This is a genomic window from uncultured Methanobrevibacter sp., assembly GCF_905235195.1.
Lineage (GTDB): Archaea > Methanobacteriota > Methanobacteria > Methanobacteriales > Methanobacteriaceae > Methanarmilla.
Map to the genome: position 1 here is coordinate 1 of NZ_CAJOKH010000076.1, position 5,445 is coordinate 5,445.

The window sequence follows — 5,445 nt, forward strand, 5'->3', positions numbered from 1 at the left end:
TATTATTAAAGCTATAGCTGGAATTTTAGATTTCATATTTTTCACTTTATGCTTTTTAATAATTAATGATTTTCTTTTTTTTTAAATTTCGTATTGTATAATTAAATATACTATAAAAGGAATTATTAAACATTTAAAGTATAATTTCCAATTCCCTCATCCACGTGAAGAACTATAAGATGAAAATGGCCTATCTTTAACTATTTGAGAACTAATATACAATGCCGGAGCAAAGATTATAACAGATAGGTATGATATATAAAATCCTGCATCATTGGAATCTACAGTCTCATATCCTTTGACATAACCATATTTATTATATTAGGTCCATATATACCACTTAAAAATATTATAATAATCAACTGTGATAATGTATATATGATTAATCCAATAATAAAAACTAATATTGGTTTATACCATTGTATTTTTCTAATGTTTTTCTAAAGGTAACATAATCTGGAATTATATTATTATTTTCGCTCATAACCTAACTTATTTTATTTTATTTATATTATATAAAGCTTGTTAATTTATATTTAATAATTTTCTTATTTCTATGTTTCAATCTGTAATCTTATCATTAGCAAGTAAATTTTTAGAATAATTAGTAAGCTAATTATTAAAATAATTAGTGTTGGTTAAATAAAATTAATAAATAATAGAAAATAAAAAAAGTTTTAATATTTTAACGAATATTTAAAACCATAATACCATTTTGCAATCAAACTAACTATATTACACTTATTAATCGCTGCAATATGCAATAAAATAAAAACAATTAGACACATTATTAAAATATCCTTTAATTCCCGTTTATTCATTTATAGTATTTTTAAAACTTCTATTTTTAATCATTTTTATTTCAAGTTTGGTTTTATTCAAAGCACAAGCTAGAGAAAATACTAATGCAGTATATTCTAATATGCCATAAGGTAATATGGTTACTACAGCATATGTTAAATCTACTCCAAAAGGGATACCCATAGTCAATCCATTGAATATTGTAGCGCTTAATGATAATCTTGAAAAATGTAATCCTCCAACAATTACTGATAATCTGCAAAAAGATTATGTAAGAATAAACCAATAGTATTAGTTTTAGTGACTGTAGTAGAGGTCTGATTCGCGGTTCCATTATGTGCCTTCTCATGTAATGAATTTGAAATAGCACCATAATTTTCACCTATAGTACTATAACTATAAATTGCTGCACTAAAAGCACATACTAAAAACATTATTAATGAAATTATTAACACTTTTTTATTTCTTTTAAAAAATTCTTTTATAATATTCTTTATGTTTTATCTATATTAAAAAAATTACCATAAACAAATTTAATAATTTTACAAAAATACTCCTTATACAAACAATATTAAAATGATTCAATTAAAATATTACTAATTGTCAATAGTAAATTTAATATTTCTTTAAAATTGATAATCTTATAGGCACTAAAAAAAATTTAAGAAAAATATTTATTTTTACAAAATAAAGTTATATCTAGTTAAAATATCAAATAGGTTTAAAGAAAATGTGGTCGATTAAAGATTTCTCAGATGTTTTTTTTTCGCTTGAGCATAAATATAATTTAAATAATGCCCAAATTGATAATGTATATTTTTGGCCTTTAATTCGAATGTATTTATATTATGATATTGCAAGAAAACTAAATATATTTGGTTCAGCTCAACAAAAAACATTATCATTATCTGATAAAATTTTATCATTTTTACCTTTTGTAAAAAATAGTCTACTAAAAAGTCCATATTCTGGTAAAGATGATTTAGATATAATAATTTTCGATCATCCTAGGAAAGTATTATATCAAAATAAGTATCATGATATTTACACCTATTTTTTCTGTAAGTATCTTGATAAATATAATAAAAAATATGAGATAATAGAAAGTCCTTATTTAAATAATCATTTCAGTGAAGATTCTACTAAAATCAGGTATAATGATAGAATTTTACTATTATCCTATCTTTATAAGAAAACTCATAAAGTTAAATTTACAGATTCTGAAAGGGGACTTTTAAGACAATTATTAAATGATTTAAGTGTAAAGTTTAACATAGACTTTAATTATTTGGAGAATGTTATTAAAGACCATATTCTTAATTTTAAGTATGAATATAATAGTTATAAGAAACTTTTAAGTAAAAAAAATCCTAAACAGGTATATGTTGTTGTTGCATATGAAAATATGGCTCTTGTTGCAGCAGCTCGTCATTTAGGTATAGAAGTTTTAGAACTTCAACATGGAACTATTAGTAATTATCATATGGGATATTCCTATCCTAATGAACATAATATTATTGATGAAGATGAGGATTTTAAAAAAGCTATGATTCCATATTTTCCAGATAAGCTTTTAAGTTTTGGGGATTATTGGGAAAATGCTAGTTTCTATCCTCTAAAAACAGAAAATATTTTACCCTTAGGTTATAGCTATTTTGAAAAATCATATGAAGAATTTAAAAATCTATCTAAAAATAATTATCAAATACTTTTTATATCTCAGGGAGTAATAGGTAAATATTTATCTCGATTTGCAGTAGAATTATTTAATAAATTATCTAGAGAGAATTCAGATTATAATTTTATCTATAAACTTCATCCTGGAGAATATGATACTTGGAGAGAAAATTATCCAGAACTTTTAAGGGCAGATAAAAACTCTAACTTTAAAGTAATAGATAATAGTCAAACTCCTCTTTATAAACTATTTGCAGAAAGTAAATATCAGGTAGGATCCTTTTCAACAGCTATTTATGAAGGATTACAATTTGATTGTATAAGTTTCATTGTTGATTTGCCAGGTGTTGAATATTTAGATGTTTTAATTGAAGAAGGAATACTTTGTAAGGTTCAATCTCCTGATGATTTAATTAAAAATATGGATTTTACTCCAAAAGCTTATGATAAGGATTATTTCTTTAAAGGATTTGATGAGGAACTTTTTAAAAAGATAATTAAATAATTTATTGGTGATTGTTTGTCTAATTATAAAAGTTTTGTTGGAAGAATTGGTCTTGTAGGTATTACAAATATATTAATATCTTTAAGTAGTCTTATTTTTATTCCAATTATTACTAAATCATTTTCAACGTCAGAATATGGTATGTGGGCACAGGTTTTAACAACTGTTGCACTTCTTCCAAATATTGCAAATCTTGGTCTTCCTTATACTATGGTAAGGTTTTTATCATCAGAACATGATAAGGAAAAATTCAAACAATCTTTTTATCCTATGATTGCAGTTACAACTTTATCTACATTAGCAATATTATTAGTATTTATTATATTTTCAGGAGCAATTTCAGAAGCTCTTTTTGATGGAAATATTTATATTTTATATGTAACTGTTTTAATCTCTTTTTTTGCATGTATTAACTTAATGCTTATTACATTTTATCGAACTATTAAAAAAATGAAAAGATATTCATTATACTTAATTCTTCAAAGTTATATAGGAGTTTTTGTTTCTATTTATTTAACAATAAAGGGTTATCCTCTTGAAATTGTAGTCTGGGGATTATTTGTAGGATACTTCACTGTATTTTTATTGATGGCTATTAATATTCTACGTTATTTAGGTTTCGGATTTAAATTTTCCACATTAAAAGAGGAACTTGCATTTGCACTTCCAACTGTACCTTCAAATGTATCAAGTTGGGTGGTTGATTCTTCAGATAAATATGTTATAAGTATATTTTTAGGTTCAGCGGCAGTAGGTTGTTACTCTCCAGGATATGCTCTTGGAAGTGTACTTTTAATGTTTTTATCTCCTTTTGCAGTTTTACTTCCTGCAATACTTCCAGAATATTATGAAAAAGGAGATATGGATGAAGTAGATAAATATATGAAATATTCAATGAAATATTATCTTTTACTTACAGTTCCAGCAGCTGTAGGTTTAAGTATTCTTTCAAAATCCTTGCTTTTAAGTATTACAACATTTGACATTGCTCAAAATGGTTTTTTAATAACTCCGTTTGTAGCTTTAGGTGCAATATTTATGGGAATATATGGTATAACAAATAATATATTAATCCTTAATAAAAATACAATGATTCTTGGAAAATTATGGATTTTTGTAGCTATTTTAAATCTAATTTTAAATATATTTATGATTCCATATATTGGAATACTTGGTGCAGCTATTGCAACATTAATGTCCTATATTTTTGCATTTATTGTAACTGCAATCAAATCAAAAGAGTATATGGACCTGCCATTTGAACACAAATCATCATTAAAAATATTTATATCTGCAGCTATTATGGGTTTGATTGTATATTTAATTAATCCTACTGGAATTGTTAATATTATTTGGGTTTCAATACTTGGTGCGCTTATTTACTTTATAATTATATTTGCACTTAAAACAATTTCTAAAAAAGAGATAAATATGATAAAATCATTTTTATAATACATAGCTTTTTAATGGAATTTTCTTTCTTTTTTTAGTTTTTCATAATGTTGGATATTTCTTTTTTTAAATTCTTTTGCAGGATGTCCCCCTGCAATTGCATATTTGTCTATTTCTCCTACAACTACACTTCCTGCCTGTATTATTGCACCTTCTTTAATATGGCTTCCTCCAAGAATGATTACACGATTTCCTATCCAGACATTATCTTCTATTGTAATTTCTTTTGATATAACTGTAGAATCATAGGGTATGGCATCTCCTTCATAATTATGAAAATCTGTTATCATCATACATTCAATTCCTGAATGGAAATTTGAACCAATTTTTACTTTACCATTTCCTTGAATTGTCATGCCATTAAAATTAACATTATCTTTAAGGGTTGTATTAGAATTAACAATACTTTTACCATTTACTTTAAGACCACTACCACAGGATGAACATGTAGTTCTAACCATATTAGCATATCTTTTTCGTTTAAAATCTACAATTTTATCTAAAATTCCCATTTTATTCCTCAAATTATTTTCTTTAAAATTCCATTTTAAAAAATTCCAATTAATAATAAATTATTATTTTAATATAATTATCTTTTTTGTTTAAATTTTATTTTAAAGATTTAAATTTCTATTGCTGTAAAATTATATATAATATAATAAAATAAAATAATAGTATTTAGGTTTAACTAAATTTTATAAATTTTTTCTTTAAAACTAATAAATAAGATTTTAAAATCAGATTATTGACTTTAATATTTTAAAAAGGGGTATATCTATGGCAAGTGATATTGTACAAAGAAGAAAAGAATTTCACCAAAGAGAAGAGAGGAAGAAAAGAAATAATAAAAAATCAATATATAAAATTAAAAACTTCTTTTTCGGATGTTGTAATAATAAGGGTGAATAATACTTTAGGGGCCTGAATTTTTTAGTTCTCAGATAATTGTTGTATTGCTGTTTTTGAGTTAAAACCTTGTGATATGATTAAGGCTCCTAAAAATACATTCA

The 5,445-nt window shown here is 24.2% G+C and carries 6 protein-coding genes; 3 read left to right on the top strand and 3 right to left on the bottom strand.

All coding sequences use genetic code 11. The features are described from left to right. Positions 1 to 813: 813 nt before the first annotated feature. Together QZ146_RS08230 and QZ146_RS08235 are read right to left on the bottom strand one after the other, a co-directional pair. Complete coding sequence (locus QZ146_RS08230; protein ID WP_295723454.1) at positions 814 to 984, bottom strand: hypothetical protein; 171 nt, start codon at positions 982 to 984, stop codon at positions 814 to 816. A gap of 62 nt (positions 985 to 1,046) precedes the next feature. Beyond that, entirely contained in the window at positions 1,047 to 1,235 is a 189-nt protein-coding gene (locus QZ146_RS08235) for a hypothetical protein (RefSeq protein WP_295723457.1), read from the bottom strand. A 296-nt stretch (positions 1,236 to 1,531) separates the two neighbouring features. Between QZ146_RS08235 and QZ146_RS08240 the strand changes: the two genes are divergently transcribed. Next, entirely contained in the window at positions 1,532 to 2,983 is a 1,452-nt protein-coding gene (locus QZ146_RS08240) for a sialyltransferase (RefSeq protein ID WP_295723460.1), read from the top strand. Positions 2,984 to 2,998: 15 nt separating this feature from the next. Then, positions 2,999 to 4,435: a polysaccharide biosynthesis C-terminal domain-containing protein gene (locus tag QZ146_RS08245; RefSeq protein WP_295723463.1), complete on the top strand. Its 1,437-nt coding sequence runs from the start codon at positions 2,999 to 3,001 to the stop codon at positions 4,433 to 4,435. Positions 4,436 to 4,446: 11 nt separating this feature from the next. On the opposite strand, the gene QZ146_RS08250 is transcribed toward QZ146_RS08245, so the two are convergent. Beyond that, positions 4,447 to 4,947 carry an acyltransferase gene (locus tag QZ146_RS08250; RefSeq protein ID WP_295723465.1) on the bottom strand — a complete coding sequence of 167 codons (501 nt, stop codon included), beginning with the start codon at positions 4,945 to 4,947 and terminating at the stop codon, positions 4,447 to 4,449. Between the two features lie 265 nt (positions 4,948 to 5,212). Between QZ146_RS08250 and QZ146_RS08255 the strand changes: the two genes are divergently transcribed. Next, positions 5,213 to 5,344: a hypothetical protein gene (locus QZ146_RS08255; protein ID WP_295723468.1), complete on the top strand. Its 132-nt coding sequence runs from the start codon at positions 5,213 to 5,215 to the stop codon at positions 5,342 to 5,344. Positions 5,345 to 5,445: the final 101 nt, after the last annotated feature.

Bases quoted from the DNA above. Each gene is read 5' to 3' on its own strand.
- QZ146_RS08240 (WP_295723460.1), top strand. From the start codon at position 1,532: ATGTGGTCGATTAAAGATTTCTCAGATGTTTTTTTTTCGCTTGAGCAT.
- QZ146_RS08235 (WP_295723457.1), bottom strand. From the start codon at position 1,235: ATGTTTTTAGTATGTGCTTTTAGTGCAGCAATTTATAGTTATAGTACT.
- QZ146_RS08250 (WP_295723465.1), bottom strand. From the start codon at position 4,947: ATGGGAATTTTAGATAAAATTGTAGATTTTAAACGAAAAAGATATGCT.
- QZ146_RS08230 (WP_295723454.1), bottom strand. From the start codon at position 984: ATGGGTATCCCTTTTGGAGTAGATTTAACATATGCTGTAGTAACCATA.
- QZ146_RS08255 (WP_295723468.1), top strand. From the start codon at position 5,213: ATGGCAAGTGATATTGTACAAAGAAGAAAAGAATTTCACCAAAGAGAA.